The sequence below is a fragment of the Pseudomonas sp. MF09156 genome (assembly GCF_059862305.1).
This window is the reverse complement of record NZ_JCBCUR010000003.1, coordinates 470,708-490,270: the sequence shown is the minus strand read 5'-3', so window position 1 is coordinate 490,270 and position 19,563 is coordinate 470,708. Positions and strand designations below refer to the sequence as shown.

Below are 19,563 nucleotides of genomic sequence, written 5' to 3'. Positions count from 1 at the left end.
TCAGTTAGTGATGAACTTGGCGCTGACGTAAGGGGCGTAGTCCGCCAGCACGGCCTCGACCTTGCCTTGTTCCTTGAGGAACGCGGCGGTGTCGGTCACGGCCTTGGTGGTCGGGGCGCCGAGCAGGGTTACTTGATCAGCGGCCAGCGGGTAGACGTTGCCTTGCAGCAGCAGCGGAATGTCGCTGGCCTTGGCGCCGGAGAGCTTCACCAGTTTGTCGACATTGCCCTTGTCGGCCAGCCAGGCTTGTGGGTCTTTACGGTATTGGGCGTAGGCATCGAGGGTGACTTTGGCGAAGGCGCTGACAATTTCCGGGTGCTTCTCGGCAAAGTCCTTACGCACGATCCAGGCATCGAAGGTCGGCGCGCCGAACTTGGCCAGTTCGCCGGAGGTGATCAGCACTTTGCCGTTTTCCTTGGCCACGCCCAGGGCCGGGTCCCAGACATAAGTGGCATCGATATCGCCACGCTTCCAGGCGGCAATGATGGCGGGCGGGGCGAGGTTGAGTACGGTGACTTTCGATGGGTCGATGTTCCAATGCTTGAGCGCGGCCAGCAGGCTGTAGTGGCCGGTTGAGACAAACGGTACGGCGATTTTCTTGCCGATCAGGTCCTGCGGGCTGTTGATCCCGGAACCGTTGCGCGCCACCAGGGCTTCGGCGCCGCCGATCTGGGTGGCGACGAGGAAGGTCTGCACCGGCACTTTGCGGGTGATGGCCGCGGTCAGCGGGCTGGAACCGAGGTAGCCGATCTGCACATCGCCGGAAGCGATGGCGGCAATGATATCGGCGCCATTGTCGAATTTGCGCCAGTCGATAGTGGCGTTTGTGGCTTTTTCATAAGCACCGTCGGCCTGGGCGACTTTGGCCGGGTCAACGGTGGTCTGATAGGCGATGGTCACGTCGGCCGCCTGGGCAAGCAGGCTGGCGCCGGCCAGGGACAGGGCCGCCAGGAGGCGTAAAGGGAAAGGTCGTAGCATGGAAAAGCTCCTCATCAGGCGGCCGCAGGTCGGCGTGTGAGGAGACTAAATGATCTAAGAATCCGAAAATAAATAACATTTTCGAATTAGCTTATGTAGGAGCGAGCTTGCTCGCGAAAAACCTTAACGATGACGCGTTCGGCTTGGATAAACGCGGCGTGCTTGAGTTTTTCGCGAGCAAGCTCGCTCCTACAAAGGGCGTGTCAGTTGCTGATCGCCAGGATGCTGGCCTGGTAAGACCCGACAAACACATCGAAATCGCCCACTTCGTTCTGCTCAAGCTCGGCCTGTTGTGCCAGGGAACTGCGGGCCAGCTCTTCAAAGCGCGCCTGCTCGTCTGCCGGCAACGGCTCGCTACGGAAGTACTCGGCATGCACTTCGCTCTGACGCAGGGAGAACTGCGCGAAGCTTTCCTTGCGCTCCTGCATGGTCGCCAACACCTGGGCCGACGGGGTCAGGGAGGAGTCCTTGATCTTCGCCAACTGGGCATCCAGTGCCTGGCTGTGTTCGTTGATGCCCTGGCTCTGGTCGAGCAGCGCAGCCAGCGGTGCGATTTTTTCCAGTAGCTCGGCGGCCCATTCCTTCATTTCCACCGATTCGCCGCGACGCTGCAATTGCAGGCCCGGGCGCCGGCCTTCCTTGACCACGCTGAGGAAGTTCGACGTGGCATTGGCGCACTCGTTGTTTTCGAACAGCGGGCTGTCGTTCAGCGCGCAATACAGCAGGAACGCGTCGAGGAAGCGCGACTCCGGCAAGTCGATGCCCATCGGCAGGAACGGGTTGATGTCCAGGCAGCGCACTTCGATGTACTGGATGCCACGGGCCATCAGCGCCTGGATCGGCCGCTCGCCGGTGTAGGTCACGCGTTTGGGGCGGATGTTGGAGTAGTACTCGTTTTCGATCTGCAGGATGTTGGTGTTGAGCTGGACCCACTCACCATCCTTATGGGTGCCGACTTCGACGTAGGGCGCGTAGGGCGTTGCCACCGCTTCGCGCAGGCTGTCGGTGTAGCTGGCCAGATCGTTGTAGCAAGGGGTCAGGCCCGCCTGGGCGTTGCTCTGGTAACCCAGGTCGCTCATGCGCAGGCTGGTGGCATATGGCAGGTACAGGGTGTCGGCATCGAACTGTTCAAGCTGATGGGAACGTCCGCGCAGGAAACCCGCATCCAGGGCCGGCGAGGCACCGAACAGGTACATCAGCAGCCAGCTGTAGCGGCGGAAGTTACGGATCAGGGCGATGTAGGCCGTGGACTGGTAGTCACGGTCGGTGCCCACGAAACCCTCGGTTTCCTTGAGCAGCGGCCACAGCTCTTCCGGCAGGGAAAAGTTGTAGTGGATCCCGGCGATGCACTGCATGGTCTTGCCGTAGCGCAGGGCCAGGCCCTTGCGATACACGTACTTGAGCTGTCCGATGTTGGAGGTGCCGTAGTAGGCAATCGGAATATCTTCCTCGGCCGGCAACGGGCACGGCATCGATGGACTCCACAGGTACTCGTTGCCGAGCTTGCTGTAGGCAAAACGATGAATCTTGTCGAGGCTGCGCAGGGTATCTGCCGGGTTGGGCAGCGCCGGCGTGATGAACTCCAGCAGCGACTCGGAATAGTCGGTGGTGATCGATTCATGGGTCAATGCCGCGCCCAGGGCCTCTGGATGCGGCGTTTGAGCCAGGCGGCCTTCGCCGGTGACACGCAGGCATTCACGCTCGATGCCGTGCAGGCAATGCTCAAGCAAAGAGAGGTGTTCGCGCTTGCCGAGCAGAGCCAGGCGGCGGTTGAGAAGTTCGCTCAAGTTGGATTCCTTCACGCGTCAGTCGCCCCAATATGGGGGTGGGCAAGACGGTCTACAAGGGTGAAGTTAAAACTGGCGTTATCGCCTGGTTTTCGAGCCGGAATAACCTGCTCTGAAAGTGCCGACTTCATTCCCTGAATTAGGCTATCGCGCAGGAAGAAAATTCCGACGCTGTTTTTGCAGCGCCGAAATTAACCCAAATTGATGACCGGGAGCTATAGGACAGCGAAGGTGCCTTGTGCTTTTGCGACGAGTCTTTCGTCCTGATACACCTCGGCCTCGACCACCAGCGTGCGCCGGCCGGGGTGGATGACCCGGGCGGTACACAGCACGTCACCGTCGGACACGGCACGGATGTAATTGATTTTGCACTCGATGGTCGCACTCTGCTGGTCGAAACCATGGGCGCTGGAACAGGCCAGCCCCATGGCAATGTCCACCAGGCTGAAAATCGCCCCGCCATGGAGCTTGCCCGCGCGGTTGCGCAGTTGCGGCTCAAGGCTCAGGGCAACCTCGGCAACGCCCTGGTCCAGGCGTTGCAGGCGGCAGCCGAGCAGTTCGCTGAAAGCGCTGTGGGTCAGGCCGGCTGGCAGCTCCATCAGCGTTTTTTCAGTTGCTTGGCGTTGGCGAACAACGAAGCCATGGCGTTGTTGGCCGGGGCTGCGGTGGCGGTTTCCTTGCGCGGTGCAGTGTTTTCAGAGCGGTTTTGCGACTGGCGCGGCGCTGAACCTGGGCGTGCGCCACGGGCGCCGTCGATTTTCTCGCCGGGGGTATCGCTCATACGCATCGACAGGCCCACGCGTTTGCGCGGGATATCGACTTCCATGACCTTGACCTTGACCACATCCCCGGCTTTCACCGCCTCACGCGGATCCTTGATGAACTTCTCCGAAAGCGCAGAAATATGCACCAAACCGTCCTGATGCACGCCGATGTCCACAAAGGCACCGAAGTTGGTCACGTTGGTCACCACGCCTTCGAGGATCATTCCCAGCTGTAGGTCCTTGAGGTCTTCGACGCCTTCCTGGAACTCGGCGGTCTTGAACTCGGGACGCGGGTCGCGACCGGGTTTTTCCAGCTCTTGCAGGATGTCGGTGATGGTCGGCACGCCGAAGGTTTCGTCGGTGTACTTCTTCGGATCCAGGCGCTTGAGGAACCCGGCGTCACCGATCAGCGAGCGGATATCGCGGTCGGTTTCAGCGGCAATGCGTTGCACCAGCGGATAGGCTTCGGGGTGGACCGCCGAGGCGTCCAGCGGGTTGTCACCGTTCATCACGCGCAGGAAGCCTGCGGCCTGTTCGAAGGTTTTTTCGCCAAGGCGTGCGACTTTTTTCAGTGCCGCTCGGGTCTTGAACGCGCCGTTTTCATCACGATGGGTGACGATATTCTGCGCCAGGGTGGAGTTGAGGCCGGAAATCCGTGCGAGCAAGGCGACCGAGGCAGTGTTGACGTCGACGCCGACCTTGTTCACACAGTCTTCCACCACTGCATCCAGGCCGCGCGCCAGTTTCAGCTGCGACACATCGTGCTGGTACTGGCCGACGCCGATGGATTTAGGGTCGATCTTCACCAGTTCGGCCAGTGGATCCTGCAGGCGGCGCGCGATGGACACTGCGCCACGGATCGATACATCGAGGTCCGGGAATTCCTTGGAGGCCAACTCCGACGCCGAGTACACCGAAGCGCCCGCTTCGGAGACCATGACCTTGGTCATTTTCATGCCTGGGTATTTTTTGATCAGCTCCAGGGCCAGCTTGTCGGTTTCTCGGCTGGCGGTGCCGTTGCCGATGGCGATCAGGTCTACCGCGTGCTTGGCGCACAGGGCGGCCAGGATGGCGATGGTCTGGTCCCACTTGTTGTGGGGTACATGCGGGTACACGGTGGCGTGGTCCAGCAGCTTGCCGGTGGCGTCGACCACGGCGACCTTGCAACCGGTGCGCAGGCCCGGGTCCAGGCCCAGGGTCGCGCGCGGGCCGGCCGGCGCGGCGAGTAGCAGGTCGTGCAGGTTGTGGGCGAATACGTTGATCGCCTCGGTCTCGGCGCCGTCGCGCAGTTCGCCCAGCAGGTCGGTTTCCAGGTGGGTGTAGAGCTTGACCTTCCAGGTCCAGCGCACGACTTCACCGAGCCATTTATCTGCAGGACGATTCTGATTCTGGATGCCGAATTGTTGGCCGATCATGCCTTCGCACGGGTGCATGGTGCCCGGCAGTTCGTCGCCGACTTTCAGCGCGGAGCTGAGAATACCTTCGTTGCGCCCGCGGAAAATGGCGAGGGCGCGGTGGGACGGCATGCTCTTGAGCGGTTCGTCGTGCTCGAAGTAATCGCGGAACTTGGCGCCTTCTTCCTCTTTGCCGGCGATCACGCGGGCGCTGAGGGTGGCTTCCTGTTTCAGGTAGTTACGCAGTTTTTCCAGCAGGTTGGCGTCTTCGGCGAAGCGCTCCATGAGGATGTACTTGGCGCCTTCGAGGGCCGCCTTGACGTCGGCCACGCCTTTTTCGCCATCGACAAAGCGCGCAGCTTCGGTTTCCGGGGCCAGGGACGGGTCGTTGAACAGGCCGTCTGCCAGTTCGCCGAGGCCGGCTTCCAGGGCGATCTGGCCCTTGGTGCGGCGTTTCTGCTTGTACGGCAGGTACAGGTCTTCGAGGCGGGTCTTGGTGTCGGCGAGCTTGATGTCGCGTTCGAGTTGCGGGGTCAGCTTGCCCTGCTCCTGGATGCTGGCGAGGATGCTGACACGCCGTTCGTCGAGTTCTCGCAGGTAGCGCAGGCGTTCTTCCAGATGTCGCAGCTGGATATCATCGAGGCTGCCGGTCACTTCTTTACGGTAACGGGCGATGAAGGGCACCGTGGAGCCTTCATCCAGTAGAGCGACGGCCGCTTCGACCTGTTGTGGGCGTACACCGAGTTCCTCGGCGATGCGGCTGTTGATGCTGTCCATAAAACCACCTGAAATTCTTGAAAGCAGTGTGCAGGCCCGCAAAACAAGGCCCTGCGCGGCTGGTTGAGCGGCCCGACTGGCGCCGCTGCCTGGGTCAAGAGGCAGCCTATTGACCCTCGAAATCGAAAAAGTCACGACTAGCAGATGAAAAAAACACCAGGCCGGCCTTGGTATTGCCCGGCACTGAGGCGCGGCATTATAACCAGCGATCCGTCCTTGGGGGGATTGCGCCAGGAGCAGGCGTACTGGTGGTTGGAGAAAAATCTGCTAACAATGCGTACCGTGCGTATAACGGCAGCTAAGCCATAATGCGCGCCAGATAAGAGGAGCATCCAATGAGCAGCACTGCACAAACTGCTGAAGGCGAAAAAATTCTCATCGTTGATGACGATCCGGGGCTGAGCAGCCTGCTGGAGCGGTTCTTCACCTCCAAGGGCTACCGTGCCCGCGCGGTGCCGAACACCGAGCAGATGGACCGCCTGCTGGGGCGCGAGGTCTTCAACCTGGTCGTACTCGACCTGATGTTGCCCGGTGAAGACGGCCTGACCGCCTGCAAGCGCCTGCGCAGCACCAACAACCAGATTCCGATCATCATGCTGACCGCCAAGGGCGATGAACTGAGCCGGATCAAAGGCCTGGAACTGGGCGCCGACGATTACCTGGCCAAGCCGTTCAACCCCGACGAGCTGATGGCGCGGGTCAAGGCTGTATTGCGTCGCCAGGCGGCTCCGGTTCCGGGCGCTCCAGGCAGCGAAGACGAAAGCGTGACCTTTGGTGACTACGAGCTGTCGCTGGCCACCCGTGAGCTCAAGCGTGGCGAAGAAGTCCACATGCTCACCACGGGCGAATTCGCGGTACTCAAGGCGCTGGTGATGAACGCTCGCCAACCGCTGACCCGTGACAAGCTGATGAACCTGGCCCGTGGTCGTGAATGGGACGCCCTGGAGCGCTCCATCGATGTGCAGATTTCCCGTCTGCGCCGGATGATCGAGCCGGACCCGTCCAAGCCGCGTTATATCCAGACAGTGTGGGGCGTGGGTTACGTGTTTGTGCCGGATGGCACGGCAACCAAGTAACCGATGATTTGCACATGCGGGTATTCCGGAGTTCGATCCCAGCGGGTCGGCCGGATGCCCGGCGTCTGCAATTCTGCGAGCGTGGCTCGCTCTTGCCAGGTGTCTAGCTGTCTTCTATGAAAACCCCGCTGTGGTTCCCGCAAAGTTTCTTCTCCCGCACCCTTTGGCTGGTGCTGATCGTCGTGCTGTTTTCCAAGGCGCTGACCCTCGTTTACCTGCTGATGAACGAAGACGTGTTGGTAGACCGCCAGTACAGTCACGGTGTTGCGTTGACGTTGCGTGCCTACTGGGCTGCCGACCCGGAGAATCGTGAAAAAATCGCCAAGGCGGCAACCTTGACTCGCGTGGTGGGTGCGGGCGTGCCGGAGGGCGAACAGCATTGGCCCTACAGCGAGATCTACCAGCGCCAGATGCAGGCCGAATTGGGCGAAGACACTGAGGTGCGGCTGCGCATGCATGTTTCGCCAGCCTTGTGGGTGCGAGCCCCGAGCCTGGGGGATGGATGGCTGAAAGTGCCGTTGTATCCCCACCCGCTGCGGGGTCAGAAGATCTGGAACGTGCTCGGTTGGTTCCTGGCCATTGGCTTGCTTTCCACTGCGTCGGCCTGGATCTTCGTGCGTCAGCTCAACCAGCCACTCAAGCGCCTGGTATTTGCGGCCAGGCAATTGGGGCAGGGTCGCAGCGTGCGCCTGCCGATCAGCGACACTCCCAGCGAAATGACCGAGGTCTACAGCGCGTTCAACCAGATGGCCGAGGATGTCGAACAGGCCGGTCGTGAGCGTGAGCTGATGCTGGCCGGGGTTTCACACGACCTGCGCACGCCGCTGACACGTTTGCGTCTGTCCCTGGAGTTGATGGGCAACCATACCGACCTGACCGATGACATGGTCCGTGATATCGAAGACATGGATGCGATTCTCGACCAGTTCCTGGCGTTTATCCGCGATGGTCGTGACGAGGTGGTGGAAGAGGTGGACCTGACCGACCTGGTCCGCGAGGTCGTGGCGCCCTACAACCAGAATGGCGAGCAGGTGCACATGCGCCTGGAGCCGATCCAGCCCTTTGCGTTGCGCCGGGTCTCGATGAAGCGCCTGCTGAACAACCTGATCGGCAACGCCTTGCATCACGCGGGCACCGAGGTGGAAGTCGCCGCCTATGTGTCGGGTGACACAAATGCGCCTTATGTGGTGCTGAGTGTCATGGACCGTGGCGCCGGGATCGATCCGGCAGAGCTGGAAGGCATTTTCAACCCCTTTACCCGCGGTGATCGTGCCCGTGGTGGCAAAGGCACCGGCCTGGGCCTGGCGATTGTGCGGCGGATTGCTTCGATGCATGGTGGCAATGTCGAACTGCGTAACCGTGCCGATGGCGGGTTGGAAGCGCGAGTGCGCTTGCCATTGGGGCTGATGCTGCCAAGAGATGCGGTCTAAGCCACGACGAAAATCAAATGTGGGAGCTGGTTTGCCTGCGAAAAACCTAACAGTGATGTTGAATGTTAGTCAGTCATCGCAGGCAAGCCGGCTCCCACACTGGTTTGTGTTGCCTTAAAGGGAGTATTTCAGCCCTTGCCTTTGGTACGGGTCATGTTCGGCCCGCTGTTCTTCTCCAGATGCTGAATGATGATCCCCGCCACATCCTTGTTGGTGGTGGTTTCAATCCCTTCCAGGCCCGGTGAAGAGTTCACTTCCATCACCAGTGGCCCGTGGTTCGAGCGCAGGATATCCACGCCCGCCACACTCAAGCCCATGACCTTGGCTGCACGCAGGGCGGTCATGCGTTCTTCCGGAGTAATCTTGATCAGGCTGGCGCTGCCGCCTCGGTGCAGGTTGGAGCGAAATTCTCCCGGCTTGGCCTGGCGTTTCATCGCCGCAATCACCTTGTCTCCCACCACGAAGCAACGGATATCGGCACCGCCGGCCTCCTTGATGTACTCCTGGACCATGATGTTCTGCTTCAGGCCCATGAACGCCTCGATCACCGACTCTGCCGCCGTGGCGGTTTCACACAGCACCACGCCAATGCCCTGGGTGCCTTCCAGTACCTTGATCACCAATGGGGCACCGTTGACCATCTCGATCAGGTCGGGAATGTCATCGGGGGAATGGGCAAAGCCAGTCACTGGCAAGCCGATGCCCCGGCGCGAGAGCAATTGCAGGGAGCGCAGCTTGTCCCGGGAACGGGCAATGGCCACCGATTCGTTGAGTGGAAACACCCCCATCATTTCAAACTGGCGCAGTACCGCGCAGCCGTAGAAGGTCACCGAGGCACCGATACGCGGGATCACCGCGTCGAAGCCTTCCAGTGGTTTGCCCCGGTAGTGGATCTGCGGCTTATGACTGGCAATGTTCATATAGGCGCGCAACGTATCGATCACCACCATCTCATGGCCCCGTTCGGTGCCGGCCTCGACCAGACGACGGGTGGAATACAGACGCGGGTTACGCGACAGCACAGCGATCTTCATGCAACACCTGTGGCAGCAATAGTAGAGACCGGGAACACCGGCTTGTCTTGAACGTACTTGAGCCCCGGGTTGACCACCAACTGGCCGTCGATCAGGGCTTTGGAACCTAGCAACAGGCGGTAACGCATGGTCTTGCGGCAAGCCAGGGTGAACTCCACCCGCCATACCCGATCACCCAGGGCCAGGGTGGTGCTGATGACGTAGCGCACCTGCGCCTGGCCGTTGGAGCTTTTAATGGTTTTCATCGCCACCAGCGGCGCCTCGCAGCGCCGGTGACGCAGCTGCACCACGCTGCCCAGGTGGGCGGTGAAACGCACCCACCTTTCACCGTCACGCTCAAAAGGCTCGATCTCGGTGGCATGCAGGCTGGAGGTACTGGCCCCGGTGTCGATCTTCGCGCGCAGGCCCGCCACTCCCAGATCGGGCAGTGCCACCCATTCACGCAGACCGACAACGGTCAAATGGTCAAATGTCTTCAATATGAACAACCGGCAATCAGAAATGTTTCGACGTCACACGACACTAGCGTCCTACTGCTCACAGATTGTGACAACCCAGGAACGTTGACGAGCGCTTGGCGCCGAATTCGCGGTATTCACGCAGAATATTCACCAAATGGCGACAGATATCTTCACGCCACAAAAAACCACGGCTGAGGGGAAACTGCCTGACAGCTGGCGTATCTTAGGTGAGCCTTGGCGTTTGTGCGTCGAAGGGCTTCGACTGTTAAGTTGCGACATTTTTCAGAGCGAGGAATTCAAGTGGCTCAAAAGCAGGAAGAGGACGAAAAAGTCCGTTTGGACAAGTGGCTGTGGGCTGCACGTTTCTACAAGACCCGGGCCTTGGCCAAGGCCGCCATCGAGAGCGGCAAGGTGCATTGCCGTGGCGAGCGCTGCAAGCCAGGCAAGGAGCCGCGTGTGGGTGATGAGTTGCAGATCCGCGTCGGGTTTGATGAAAAAACGGTGTTGGTCGAGGCGCTTTCCGTCGTTCGCCGTGGCGCACCCGAAGCCCAGGCACTGTACACCGAGACACCTGCCAGTATTGCCAAGCGCGAGAATGCGGCGGCCATGCGCAAGGCCGGAGCCTTGGGCATGAGCACCGATGGCAAGCCCAGCAAGAAACAGCGCCGCGACCTGTTCAAGTTTCGCGGCAGCGGCAATGACGACTGAATATCGGTTATCTGCTGTAGGAACTGGCTTGCCAGCAATGGCGGTTGCAACAGTTGCAGTGCCGTCGAGGGCCTCTTCGCCGGCAAGCCGGCTCCTACAGGTCAGGCGTTGCGGATCACGCTCAAGCGATTGATCACAGGTACTCGTTGCAACAACCCGAATAACGGTGCGGTCACGCGCAGCAGCCAACCCGACACCTTCGCCGCAAACGGCGTGTAATAACCCCAGCCCAGTGCCAACAACGCCAGCAGCACACCGCCGATATAGTCGTCCTGCCCCCAGTGCGCACCCGCCACCAGACGCGGCATCATGAACAGCAGCGCCAGGGCCCAGATCAGCACAACCTGGCCAACGCGCTTGGCAAACACGCTCATGAACATCCCCCAGATCAGCAGCACCGAAGCATGATCACCGGGGAAGCTCTGGCTGGAGCGATCCTTCAATTCCCAGGTTTTTTCCAGGTCAGGGAAGTAATCGCTCATGTGGATCGCCCCGCTGATCACCATTGACGGGCTGTTGTGCTGCCAGCCCATCTGCGCCGCGAGCTTGGAAAACAGCATGCGGATAAACAGCAGCAACAGCAGAATCGCGAGGAAGCCGAAAAACGCCTGGCGCACTTCAATCGCCTTGAATACCCATTCGCCGCGAATCAGCAGCATCAGCAGAATCACCCCGACCACCGCATCAAAGGGGCGCAGGCTGGCGATCGCCCATACATGCAGCCAGGCCGGGTTGCTGGCCAGCGGGTCGTTGAGCAGATGAAACAGCCATTCGTCGAATATCACGCAAAGCATCTGGCCCGCGGGCCATAGCCAAAAACACAGCAGCCCCAGAGCGAGTAAATTGCACAGGGCCAATCGCCCGAGGTTCCACTTGGCTTGGAACAAACCCGGATTGTTCATAAACTGTTTCCTCTTCGCTCTAAACTCTCTTCACCTATCAGAAGAAAATCGCACCAAATTGGTGCTAAAGCGCATAATTTTAGAAACATTGTCATCACTTTGTCATCAATTCAGATACCCAGACCTATGACTGATCTACCGGATACCGACTTCACCCAACGTTTCCTCTTTGACGACAACGACGCGCGTGGCGAACTGGTTGCCCTGGAGCGCAGCTATGCCGAAGTCCTTGCCAAGCACCCCTATCCGGAGCCGGTCGCGCAGTTGCTCGGCGAACTGATGGCCGCCGCGTCGCTGCTGGTGGGCACCATGAAGTTCGATGGCTTGCTGATTCTCCAGGCCCGTTCCGAAGGCCCGGTGCCCATGCTGATGATCGAGTGCTCCAGCAACCGCGAAATCCGTGGCCTGGCCCGGTATGACGCAGACCGGATCCCGGCGGACGCGACCCTGGCCGACCTGATGCCCGACGGCGTGCTGGCGTTGACCATCGACCCGACCGTTGGCCAGCGTTACCAGGGCATTGTCGACCTGGACGGTGAAACCCTGTCCGACTGCTTCACCAACTATTTCGTCATGTCCCAGCAAGTGGGCACCCGCTTCTGGCTCAACGCGGACGGCAAGCGTGCCCGTGGCCTGCTGTTGCAACAGCTGCCGGCGGACCGTATCAAGGATGAGGATGAGCGCGAAGAGAGCTGGCGCGGTCTGACCGCCCTGGCCGGTACCCTGACCGCTGAAGAGCTGCTGGGCCTGGACAACGAAACCATCCTGCACCGCCTTTACCACGAAGAAGAAGTGCGCCTGTTCGATGCGCAATCGCTGCGTTTCCACTGCAGCTGTTCCCGCGAGCGTTCGGGCAATGCCCTGGTGAGCCTGGGCCTGGAAGATGCGCAAAACCTGGCGGTAGAGCACGGCGGCAGAATCGAGATCGATTGCCAGTTCTGCAACCAGCGCTACCTGTTCGACGCTGCCGATATCGCCCAATTGTTCGCTGGCGCTGGCGTTGACACCCCTTCGGGCACCCACCACTAAAACGTTTAAGCACAGGTAAATCACCTGACAAACGCCGGATTAGAGGTGTTCTGACGGGAGGGCCCTACTCTTTTTGGGCTTTTCTGGCATAATCCGGCCCACTTTTTTCGCGGTAGTAGTGCGCAACTTTCTACTACAAAACGTTTGGAGCACTCGGCCATAGGCCGACGGGGAACCTCATGACGCAAGCCAATAACGCCGTATACACCGATCTGAGTGTTGACGATCTGGTCAAAGAAGCCCTGCAGCGCGGTGAAGGCGTGCTTGCCGATACTGGCGCGCTGGTCGTAGAAACCGGTCACCGTACCGGTCGTTCGCCGGTCGATCGTTTCATCGTTGAAGAGCCGTCCACCCAGGCTGCCATCGCCTGGGGCCCGATCAACCGCAAGTTCCCGGCCGACAAGTTCGATGCCCTGTGGGCTCGCGTCGAGGCTTTCAACAACGCGCAAGAGCATTTCGTTTCCCACGTGCATGTAGGTTCTGCCGAAGAGCATTACCTGGCCGTGAAAATGACCACCCAGACTGCCTGGCAGAACCTGTTCGGTCGCTGCCTGTTCATCAACCCGGCCCAGTACAACCCGGCCGGGCGTGAAGAGTGGCAAGTGCTCAACGTTGCCAACTTTGAATGCGTCCCTGAGCGTGACGGCACCAACTCCGATGGTTGCGTGATCCTCAACTTCGCCCAGAAAAAAGTCCTGATTGCTGGCATGCGTTACGCCGGCGAGATGAAAAAAGCCATGTTCTCGGTGCAGAACTTCCTGCTGCCGGCCGCTGACGTGCTGCCAATGCACTGCGCTGCCAACATCGGCGAAGAAGGCGATGTGACCTTGTTCTTCGGTCTGTCGGGCACTGGCAAGACCACCCTGTCCGCCGACGAAAGCCGTTACCTGATCGGTGACGACGAACACGGCTGGGGCGAGGGCGTGGTGTTCAATATCGAAGGCGGTTGCTATGCCAAGTGCATCGACCTGTCCGAGAAAAACGAGCCGGTCATCTGGAAAGCCATCAAGCACGGCGCCGTCCTGGAAAACGTGGTGATCGACGATGCCAAGCACGCCGATTACACCAATGTCAGCCTGACCCAGAACAGCCGTGCGGCCTACCCGCTGGAGCACGTTGCCAAGCGTTCCGAGAAGAACCTGGGCGGCGAGCCAAACGCAGTGATCTTCCTGACCTGCGACCTGACTGGCGTGCTGCCACCGGTGTCGATCCTCAACGAAGAACAGGCGGCCTACCACTTCCTGTCCGGCTACACCGCACTGGTGGGCTCGACTGAAATGGGTTCGGGCAGCGGCATCAAGTCGACCTTCTCCACCTGCTTCGGCGCGCCGTTCTTCCCGCGCCCGGCTGGCGAATACGCAGAGCTGCTGATCAAGCGCATCCGTGGCTTCGGCTCCAAGGTCTACCTGGTCAACACCGGCTGGACCGGCGGCGGCTACGGTGTTGGCAAACGCTTCAACATCCCGACCACCCGTGCGGTGATCGCAGCGATCCAGAGCGGCGCGTTGATCGGTGCGCAAACCGAGCACCTGGACACCATCAACCTCGACGTGCCACTGGCCGTACCGGGCGTTGAGACCGGCCTGTTGAACCCACGTAACACCTGGGCTGACAAGGCTGCCTACGACGAAGCAGCGAAGGCCCTGGCCGGCCTGTTCGTCGAGAACTTCAAGAAGTTTGAAGTCAGCGACGCGATCAAGGCAGCGGGTCCGAAGTTGTAAGATTCGGTAGCTGTTAAAAAGCCGCCCCTAGTGGGCGGCTTTTTTGTGCGCGAAACAGTTTTGTAGGAACCCGGCTTGCGGGCGAAGAGCCTGAGAACAAAGCGGTGCACCAGTCATCCCACATTAATTCCCCAGAGCTCTTCAGCTCAGGTTTTCCAGCGTCTGCGTATCCCAGCTATGGGTCTTGATAGCCAGGTAGAGCATGCCGATGGTGAGCGGCGTCTTCTCGCCGCGGCCCTTGGCGCGGTGTTTCAGGAATACATCGAACACCGGCGGATTGAAGTAACGATAAGCATCATAGTCACCCAGGTCGAGATCAAATGCCTGCTCCAGAGTCTCCATAAACTGCCTGGCTTCTGCGCCGTCGCAACCGAGGTCAAAGTTGAGCGAGGTTTTAAGGCGGATGGTCTTGTGCTTGGGCAGGCCGATTTCTTCGTGCAGTAATTGCAGGAGCTGCTGCATGACAGGGTCTTGGGGGAAGTTGGGGGCCAGGTTCATGGTGGGGGCACGCGGGAGTGGGTCAGAGGGATGGTCGCCTTGCTGGCGCAGTTTGTTTCGGCTGATGAAGAGCGCCAAGCCTATCAAGATCAGGGCAAAGAAGATCGCCGACTGTAAGAAGAGCGTCGGACTAGGACTCATGTGTGTACACATGCATTGAGAGGCTTGATGGCTGAGCATCGCTCACGGACTTTTACCGAGCAGATGGCGAAGGCGCTAGTTTCGGTCAGGGTTGGCTGATTCTGTAGAGGGTCAAGTGTAGGTTGGAGGAAGTTTGGGAAGCGTATGGGGCCCGGCTTGGCGATTTCCTACGGAGGCTTCCGAAGTTTGCGATTTGGCTGCGGGGCACCCTGGCGCAGGTGGGATAAAAACCACGTCACATTCTGTATAAAATCCCGGCAAAACCCCTGAATTCAGCGTATGTTTCACCGCAAAATCTTATAGGGCGATTCCGCCCACTACTTAAAGGGAGTTAAGCATGGGTTTGCTTCGTGTCGCCTCGGCGATGTCATTGTGTGCGGTGGCGTTTTCGGTCCAGGCCGAGCAGTTGCCGATCGAGGTGCTCAGTGCGGTGGTCAAGGACCAGAAAATCGCCGACGCCGAAGTCTTGTTGCAACGCAACGGCGCACAGAATGTGGTGGGGCGCACCAATGCCCAGGGCCAAGTCACTCTCACCAGCGAAGTTGCCGATGGTGCCGACAACCTGCTGATCATCAAGAAGCCCGGCTACTCCAACCTGGTGGTCAAGTGCCCGTGCAAAGGCATGACCTATGCCATCAGCCCGGTGATGGAAAACCTCGACGGCCTGCGTGTGGTGCTGACCTGGGGGCGATCGCCTTCGGACCTCGACTCCCACATGATCTTCCCCGGCAACAACATCTACTTCAACAGCAAGACCGGCACCGATGCCGAGCTGGATGTGGATGACACCGACAGCTACGGCCCGGAAACCATCACCCTGCAGAAAAAACACTACGGCGAAAGCTACGTGTACGCCGTGCATGACTTCTCCAACCGCACCAATACCGGTTCCACGGCGCTGTCCGAAAGCCAGGCCAAGGTGTTTGTGTACATGGGCCAGTCCCTGGTCCGCACTTACTACGTGCCGACCAATCGCACCGGTAACTTGTGGACTGTGTTCCGCATGACCGGCAGCGGTGACTTCCAGGACATCAATACCTTCACCGGCGTGCTGGTCGAGGCCAAGGATGTGCTCAACGAAGTCAAACCCCTGCTCAACGACAGCGTTGCCGTGGATGCCGTGGTGGTCAGTTCAGCGGTACAGGGTGATGCGAAAAAGCTGAACCTCAAAGGCGAAGCGGCCTACCAGGCCGGTAACCTGGACCAGGCGATCGACTACTTCCGCCAGGCCATCGAGCTGGATAATTCCTTCGGTAAAGCCTACGGCAATCTCGGCCTGGCCTATCAGAAAGCCGGAAACACCGCCGAGTCGATCTGGGCCAACCGCAAGGCGATTGCCCTGGCCAGCGGCCCGACAGCCGCCACCGTGCGTGCCGGGTCCTACTACAACATCGCGCGAATCTACGAAGCGGCCGGGCAGTTTGCCGATGCGTTGCGTCACTACCAATTGGCCAAGGAACAGAAGGCCAACCCGGTGTATGACAAAGCCATTGAGCGTGTGCAAAACCGCTGATCGAGCGGTAGCAAAGGTCTGAAAATGTGGGAGCGGGCTTGCCCGCGATAGCGGTGTAACAGTCAACAGAAGTATCGACTGGGGCACCGCTATCGCGGGCAAGCCCGCTCCCACATTTGTTTTGCGGTGTTCTGTAGATTGTCGGTTCACCCTCGCAGCCTGTGTATCATCCTGTCTCTCTTTTCCTCGCGACCTTTTTCGATCCGCTGAAAATACCGGGCTATGTTTTAGGCCTGTTCAGCGGTCAATGGAGTGACAGCTCATGCACGACACCCTCCAACAGGTCTTTGGTTATCCACAGTTTCGCCCTGGCCAGGAGGCGGCTGTCAGCGCCGTGCTGGCCGGTCGTTCGGCGGCGGCGATCTTTCCCACAGGTTCCGGCAAATCCCTCTGTTACCAGCTCTCAGCCGTGCTGCTGCCGCACCTGACACTGGTGGTGTCGCCACTGTTGGCGTTGATGCAGGACCAACTGGGCTTTTTGCAGCGTCATGGTATTTCGGCCGGCAGCATCGATTCGACGCAAAGTCGTGATCAGGCCAATGACGTAATGGCCCGCGCTCGCTCCGGCGAGCTGAAGATCCTGATGATTTCCGTAGAGCGCCTGAAGAACGAGCGCTTTCGCAACTTTTTGCAAAGCGTTTCGATTTCATTATTGGTGGTGGACGAGGCGCACTGTATTTCCGAATGGGGCCATAATTTCCGCCCGGACTACCTCAAGCTCCCCGACTACCAGCGCCAGTTCAAGATTCCCCAGGCGCTGCTGTTGACCGCCACCGCCACACCCAAGGTGATTGTGGACATGCAGGCCAAGTTCGCCATCGCCCCCGCAGACGTGATCACCACCGGTTTCTATCGACCCAACCTCAACCTGCTGGTGGAACCGGTCAGCGGCGCAGACAAACGCCGGCGCCTGGTGGAGTGGATGGGCGAGCGGGCCAACCAGCCGAGCATCGTCTACGTCACCTTGCAGAAAACCGCCGAGCAGATCGCCGAGCATCTGAATCGCCATGGCATCCAGGCCGAGGCCTATCACGCAGGTTTGCCCCACGATAAGCGCGAGGGCATCCAGCATCGGTTCATGGGCGGCCAGTCCAATTGCATCGTCGCCACCATTGCCTTTGGCATGGGTATCGACAAGAGCGATATCCGCAACGTTGTGCATTTCGACCTGCCCAAATCCATCGAGAACTACAGCCAGGAAATCGGCCGGGCCGGGCGCGATGGCCAGCCTTCCGAGTGCCTGGTGCTGGCCAACCGCGACAGCCTTAATGTGCTGGAGAACTTTGTGTACGGCGATACGCCGGAGCAGGAAGGCATTCGGTTGGTGCTGGAAGAACTGCTGGCGGCCGCTGATGACGGGCAATGGGAGTTTCTGCTGAGGTCATTGGCAGAGCTGAGCAACATCCGCGAGCTACCGCTCAAGACCTTGCTGGTGCAATTGGAACTCAAGGGGGTCATTGCACCGCGCTATGCGTTTTATGCCGAGTATCGCTTCAAGTACCTGGTGGAGCCGGAGGTGTTGCTGGCGCGTTTTTCCGGGGAGCGGCAGCAGTTTGTCGCCGCGATCATCCAGGTGTGCAAACGGGCCAGGAGCTGGGCTACCGTGGATTTCGACGCGCTTTATCAACAGCACCAGGCCGAGCGTGGCCGGGTGGTCAAGGCGCTGGACTATTTCCAGGAACAGGGCCTGATCGAGCTGGAAAGCAAGCAGATGACCGAAGTCTACAGCCTGCTCGATAGCGGGTTTGACCCCCAGGCCTTGAGCGAAGAGTTATACACAGGCTTCAAGCAGCACGAAGCCACGGAAGTGGCGCGCATCCATGGGATGCTGGCGTTGTTTGCCAGCGAACGCTGCCTGGGTTATCGGTTGGCGGAGTACTTTGGCGATGCCGAGGCGCCGCGCCAGTGCGGGCATTGTTCGGTGTGTCATGGCCAGGTCGCCCATCTGCCGGCACCACCGGGGCTGGCACCGCTTGTGGATAAAAATTTCCAGGGGCTGTGCGGGGATTTTATCCACAGGCATCATCAGCACACCGGCAGCCTGCCAGGGGCGGAACGCCTGACGCGGTTTCTATGTGGGATCAGCGTGCCGCTGTTTACCAAGCTCAAGGCCCGGGGGATTCCAGGATCTGGCGTGCTGGAAGAATATCCGTATGCCCAGGTGCGGGATTGGGCCGAGACCCATCTGAGCGACCTGTAAATTCACTTCAACGAGACTTGTCCATGCCTGACTCAATGCCGCAGCGTGCCGATTACCGTCACTTCCAGCCGATCATTACGCGCTGGCACGACAATGACGTGTATGGGCATGTGAATAACGTCACCTACTACAGCTTTTTCGACACGGCGGTGAACACCTACCTGATCGAACAGGGCGGGCTGGATATCCATGACGGCGAAGTGGTGGGGTTTGTGGTGAGTTCGGCGTGCGACTACTTTGCCTCGATTGCCTTTCCCGACCGTATCGATATCGGCCTGCGGGTGGGCAAGTTGGGCAACAGTTCAGTGCAGTACGAGTTGGCGGTGTTCAAGGCCGGCGAGGATGAGGCCTGTGCGGCGGGGCGGTTTGTGCATGTGTTTGTGGACCGGGCGACGAACCAGCCGGTGACGATTCCACAGGTACTGCGCGAAGCACTGCAACACCTGGCGGTCTGACTGCGGCCTGCGAAACAATGAAGAGCTAATGTGGGAGCCGGGCTTGCCCGCGATAGCGCAGTGTCAGGCCACCTATTGGTTGCTGGCATTGCGCTATCGCAGGCAAGCCAGCTCCCACATTGAGTTTGCTGTGTTTACCGGTGACGGTAGTGATGCTTGTTCTTGCGATGGCCATAAGCATGCCCACGGCCACGATGATCATCACGGTCATAGCGACGGTTATCACGCCCGCGATCGCGGCGGTCGTCGTCATCGCTCTTGTTGCCCATATAGTTACCCAGTGCGCCGCCAGCGCCACCGCCTGCTGCTGCGCCGATCAAGCTGCCGGTGCTACCGCCGACACTGCGCCCGACCACGTTGCCGCCCGCTGCGCCCAGTGCACCGCCAATGGCTGCTTCGCCACGGCTGCGTTTGTCTGCGCCTACTGCGCTACCGCCAGCGCCGCCCAGGGCTGCACCAATGGCCGAACCGGTATTGCCGCCGATCTGCTGGCCGACGACAGAACCTAAAACCCCGCCCAATGCGCCGCCTACACCGGCTTCGGTGGTGCCACCGGCCATGGCTGCGCCACTGACCAGGCCAAGGGACAACAAGAGAATCGAGGAGAACTTCATAGGTGAACCTCAAGGGGATGACGGCGCGATCCTGAGGTTGTCGGAATATTCTTACAATCGAATTCCGACCAGTGGTGCAGG

Annotated in this window: 17 protein-coding genes; 8 read left to right on the top strand and 9 right to left on the bottom strand. The window is 59.8% G+C overall.

From position 1 onward, the window contains the following. The 4 genes from tauA to AC19YY_RS11245 all read right to left on the bottom strand — a co-directional run bounded on the left by tauA (position 1) and on the right by AC19YY_RS11245 (position 5,700). Positions 1-978 (bottom strand): taurine ABC transporter substrate-binding protein, encoded by a 978-nt coding sequence (tauA, locus tag AC19YY_RS11260; RefSeq protein WP_170042337.1) that lies wholly within the window; start codon positions 976-978, stop codon positions 1-3. A 203-nt stretch (positions 979-1,181) separates the two neighbouring features. Continuing rightward, positions 1,182-2,765 (bottom strand): glutamate--cysteine ligase, encoded by a 1,584-nt coding sequence (gene gshA / locus AC19YY_RS11255; protein ID WP_170058172.1) that lies wholly within the window; start codon positions 2,763-2,765, stop codon positions 1,182-1,184. Positions 2,766-2,980: 215 nt separating this feature from the next. Next, complete coding sequence (locus AC19YY_RS11250) at positions 2,981-3,364, bottom strand: PaaI family thioesterase (RefSeq protein ID WP_169953896.1); 384 nt, start codon at positions 3,362-3,364, stop codon at positions 2,981-2,983. Beyond that, the gene (locus AC19YY_RS11245; protein WP_169953895.1) at positions 3,364-5,700 is read right to left on the bottom strand and encodes a Tex family protein; all 2,337 of its coding nucleotides are present in this window, start codon (positions 5,698-5,700) and stop codon (positions 3,364-3,366) included. Before AC19YY_RS11245 ends, AC19YY_RS11250 begins: the two co-directional genes overlap by 1 nt. Before the next feature lie 335 nt (positions 5,701-6,035). Between AC19YY_RS11245 and ompR the strand changes: the two genes are divergently transcribed. Continuing rightward, entirely contained in the window at positions 6,036-6,776 is a 741-nt protein-coding gene (ompR, locus tag AC19YY_RS11240; protein ID WP_032856582.1) for an osmolarity response regulator transcription factor OmpR, read from the top strand. A gap of 116 nt (positions 6,777-6,892) precedes the next feature. Then, entirely contained in the window at positions 6,893-8,206 is a 1,314-nt protein-coding gene (locus tag AC19YY_RS11235) for an ATP-binding protein (protein ID WP_169953894.1), read from the top strand. A gap of 128 nt (positions 8,207-8,334) precedes the next feature. Here AC19YY_RS11235 and rimK read toward each other — a convergent pair whose 3' ends face one another. Both rimK and rimB read right to left on the bottom strand, forming a co-directional pair. Further along, complete coding sequence (rimK, locus tag AC19YY_RS11230) at positions 8,335-9,240, bottom strand: 30S ribosomal protein S6--L-glutamate ligase (RefSeq protein WP_038445187.1); 906 nt, start codon at positions 9,238-9,240, stop codon at positions 8,335-8,337. Beyond that, positions 9,237-9,719: a retropepsin-like aspartic endopeptidase RimB gene (gene rimB / locus AC19YY_RS11225; RefSeq protein ID WP_492633971.1), complete on the bottom strand. Its 483-nt coding sequence runs from the start codon at positions 9,717-9,719 to the stop codon at positions 9,237-9,239. The genes rimK and rimB overlap by 4 nt, the downstream gene beginning before the upstream one ends. Before the next feature lie 282 nt (positions 9,720-10,001). On the opposite strand from rimB, the gene AC19YY_RS11220 reads away from it, so the two are divergent. Then, positions 10,002-10,409 carry a S4 domain-containing protein gene (locus AC19YY_RS11220; protein WP_169953893.1) on the top strand — a complete coding sequence of 136 codons (408 nt, stop codon included), beginning with the start codon at positions 10,002-10,004 and terminating at the stop codon, positions 10,407-10,409. A 101-nt stretch (positions 10,410-10,510) separates the two neighbouring features. Here the strand turns inward: AC19YY_RS11220 and AC19YY_RS11215 are convergent, their stop codons facing one another. Next, complete coding sequence (locus AC19YY_RS11215) at positions 10,511-11,311, bottom strand: phosphatase PAP2 family protein (RefSeq protein ID WP_170042340.1); 801 nt, start codon at positions 11,309-11,311, stop codon at positions 10,511-10,513. 126 nt (positions 11,312-11,437) lie between these two features. Here AC19YY_RS11215 and hslO point away from each other — a divergent pair, with 126 nt between their 5' ends. Then, entirely contained in the window at positions 11,438-12,340 is a 903-nt protein-coding gene (gene hslO / locus AC19YY_RS11210) for an Hsp33 family molecular chaperone HslO (RefSeq protein WP_170042341.1), read from the top strand. A gap of 179 nt (positions 12,341-12,519) precedes the next feature. Then, positions 12,520-14,061: a phosphoenolpyruvate carboxykinase gene (locus tag AC19YY_RS11205; protein ID WP_057437065.1), complete on the top strand. Its 1,542-nt coding sequence runs from the start codon at positions 12,520-12,522 to the stop codon at positions 14,059-14,061. A gap of 141 nt (positions 14,062-14,202) precedes the next feature. On the opposite strand, the gene AC19YY_RS11200 is transcribed toward AC19YY_RS11205, so the two are convergent. Then, positions 14,203-14,559: a DUF1493 family protein gene (locus tag AC19YY_RS11200; protein ID WP_169954007.1), complete on the bottom strand. Its 357-nt coding sequence runs from the start codon at positions 14,557-14,559 to the stop codon at positions 14,203-14,205. Between the two features lie 478 nt (positions 14,560-15,037). Here AC19YY_RS11200 and AC19YY_RS11195 point away from each other — a divergent pair, with 478 nt between their 5' ends. From AC19YY_RS11195 to AC19YY_RS11185, 3 genes are all read left to right on the top strand, one after another. Then, the gene (locus AC19YY_RS11195; RefSeq protein WP_500604179.1) at positions 15,038-16,213 is read left to right on the top strand and encodes a tetratricopeptide repeat protein; all 1,176 of its coding nucleotides are present in this window, start codon (positions 15,038-15,040) and stop codon (positions 16,211-16,213) included. A 262-nt stretch (positions 16,214-16,475) separates the two neighbouring features. Continuing rightward, entirely contained in the window at positions 16,476-18,413 is a 1,938-nt protein-coding gene (locus tag AC19YY_RS11190; protein ID WP_492633973.1) for a RecQ family ATP-dependent DNA helicase, read from the top strand. Positions 18,414-18,436: 23 nt separating this feature from the next. Continuing rightward, the gene (locus tag AC19YY_RS11185; RefSeq protein ID WP_170058168.1) at positions 18,437-18,868 is read left to right on the top strand and encodes an acyl-CoA thioesterase; all 432 of its coding nucleotides are present in this window, start codon (positions 18,437-18,439) and stop codon (positions 18,866-18,868) included. 134 nt (positions 18,869-19,002) lie between these two features. On the opposite strand, the gene AC19YY_RS11180 is transcribed toward AC19YY_RS11185, so the two are convergent. Further along, positions 19,003-19,482: a glycine zipper domain-containing protein gene (locus AC19YY_RS11180; RefSeq protein ID WP_169953887.1), complete on the bottom strand. Its 480-nt coding sequence runs from the start codon at positions 19,480-19,482 to the stop codon at positions 19,003-19,005. Between the last annotated feature and the right edge of the window lie 81 nt (positions 19,483-19,563).